Annotated in this window: 2 protein-coding genes and 1 pseudogene; all 3 read right to left on the bottom strand. The window is 34.5% G+C overall.

Annotated features, from left to right (window positions below):
• Nucleotides 1-297 precede the first annotated feature (297 nt).
• Complete coding sequence (locus tag ACFWE9_RS26670; RefSeq protein WP_089363280.1) at nucleotides 298-561, bottom strand: MerR family transcriptional regulator; 264 nt, start codon at nucleotides 559-561, stop codon at nucleotides 298-300.
• Between the two features lie 12 nt (nucleotides 562-573).
• Complete coding sequence (locus ACFWE9_RS26665; RefSeq protein ID WP_377359645.1) at nucleotides 574-1,230, bottom strand: GPP34 family phosphoprotein; 657 nt, start codon at nucleotides 1,228-1,230, stop codon at nucleotides 574-576.
• A 574-nt stretch (nucleotides 1,231-1,804) separates the two neighbouring features.
• Nucleotides 1,805-2,003, bottom strand: a pseudogene (locus tag ACFWE9_RS26660) (3-ketoacyl-ACP reductase); the annotation flags it as partial.
• Nucleotides 2,004-2,337 lie beyond the last annotated feature (334 nt).

Genomic DNA, 2,337 nt, shown 5'->3' with positions numbered 1-2,337 from the left:
CTTGCATTAAGCTAACCATTACTACTGCCTTCATGGTTCGGGACTCGCACCCTATAGATTGCACCCATGCCGGGCGCACGAAAAAGCTGCCTTAATGACAGCTTTGATTTTCAGCTAACGCACCCGTTAGTTCATTAAGGGTACCACCAGCAAAACGCGAATTTACAGCGCTAAGAAGATTTGTGTAAAAAATAACCGGTTTTCACCACGGTAAGGGTGTAACCGGTACTTATTACTATTATTGGTTGTTCAACGACCCTTTTTTGATCAAATCGATACTCTAAAAGTTATATTTTGTTAACTTTGTTTCGCTATTTTATCTCTAATCTCCGCAATGGATAAACCAGATTTCTTTAAGCTTTTAATAGTCTCAACTCTTTCCACTGCTGCTTCTCGAGGGTAACGACGTGTTAAGTTTTCATCTAATTGTTCAAATGGAATTAAATTAGCTTCGGTATAATATTTTAATGTACTGTATCTCAAATCAGTTATTCGAGCCAGTTCACCGATAGATATATACTCAGATTTCAAAATATCTTCTAATGAACGTCTCCTTGACACTTAAATCCCCCCTTATGAACCTGCAGAAGCAGAAGCAATGATTGTAGTAATTGTGTGTGATAAAGCATCAACCATTGCAAAAATTTCTTTGTTAGCCGTATCATTGCGAAGTATAGATAATTTGTCGTTAAGGTCTTTTTCCTCGAATTTACTGAAATAGTTCTTCAAAATACGACTGCCTATTAACAAACTTGAAAGAACAACTGTATCGGTTGAAACTGGTCCCTCTTCTAATAATTCTGCACGAATTTGCTCTACAATTAGTTTTTTAGCACCTTCACTGGGTATAAAATGATTGGAATGTCCTAATAAGCCAGTATTTGTTTTGGAGACCAAATCCAATTCAACTAAAGAATCACCGACTGAGTTAAATAATGCCTTGAATAAATTTCGTTTAGTAACAATTCCCCTTGCTAATTTTTTCAGGGATATTGAATTATCTTCGGAAATCATATTATAGATTGAACCCAAATACCCTTTATTACTTGGTAAATCTTGTTTTACTGTCACTTGATTCTCCGAAAACGAAACAATATCTTCTGCTACAAGTTCTAAAATGCCACTTGCAACCATAAAAGCACGAATCCTCATACTACCAATAGCAGCAACACTACCTTTATCATTTAGTGCTAATATTAAATATTTTTGCGAAATTTCCATATCTTTCATAAAAAACACCTCTCATTAGTTTTAGTCCAATTCTATAATGTAACTTACCGTTTATTACTTATTACTTATCACTTATTACATATCACTTACTACTTACGATTTATACTATGCATTTTATTTCTTTTAGTGTCAAGTAAATTAATATTTGGGAGCAAAAAATAGGCTGTCCCAAAATCATTTTTCAAGATTTTTGAGACAGCCCCTTCTTTTTTGATTATTAAGAAAATCAGAAATGCAATATAAATTTTAATGATTCGTGAGATGGAACGAAAATAGTTTAAAAAAAATTAGAAACAGATACAAAAATTATTCCATAATTATCGGGCTTAGTGATTTTTTGAATAAATAAATCCCAATTCTCATTTATATCACTGAAATTGGGATTTTTAATACGGAGATATCCTTAACGTTGTAAATCCGCGTTTTGCTGGTGGTACCCCTCTAAGCTCTACTATTATCTAAATTACAGCATTTTTATCTTCAACTAACCTGCCACGTTAGTGCCATAAGAAAAAGGATTGCCGCAGCAACCCCGATCTCAACAAACGTACGTATTGTTCAACAAGAAGCAGATCTATCTTAGATATCCTCCATTATTAATATCGAATGTTGCGTCTGTATAATGCTTGGCTCTACCTGATAATAAGAAGACAACAGTATCAGCCACATCTTCAGGCAGGACAGGCGTATTGATGAGTTGGTGACTTAAATACTCCTCTTTTCTCCAATCAGGTATCGTACGTATTAACCATCGTAGGAGCAACAGCATTAACTCAAAAAAGGGTTGATTGCTTTCTCACGATTTACATATCCCTCTTTATCAGGCGGATATTCCATGATCCCCATAGTAAATGACTCATTACATCTCACCTTTTCCAATTAAATAAATAGTTTTACTACACTTCCAAAGGAGTTCTTTGAAAACTATTCATAATTAGGATAAACAGCTAAAGCCCGCATCTTGCTTTTGAAACTCCGACATTTTCAATTTTCCTATCCTTTCGGAATAACTGATAAACGCTTCCTTTGGGTGTCAGATTCCTCGTTTTCATGGTTAATACATAGAAAAACAATATTGGCCCCTCTTTTTTCCACATAGTGGAAATG

It is taken from the genome of Peribacillus sp. NPDC060253, assembly GCF_042727425.1.
Taxonomy (GTDB): Bacteria; Bacillota; Bacilli; order Bacillales; family DSM-1321; genus Peribacillus.
The sequence above is the reverse complement of the archived record's forward strand: the minus strand, read 5'-3'. Positions and strand labels throughout refer to the sequence as shown.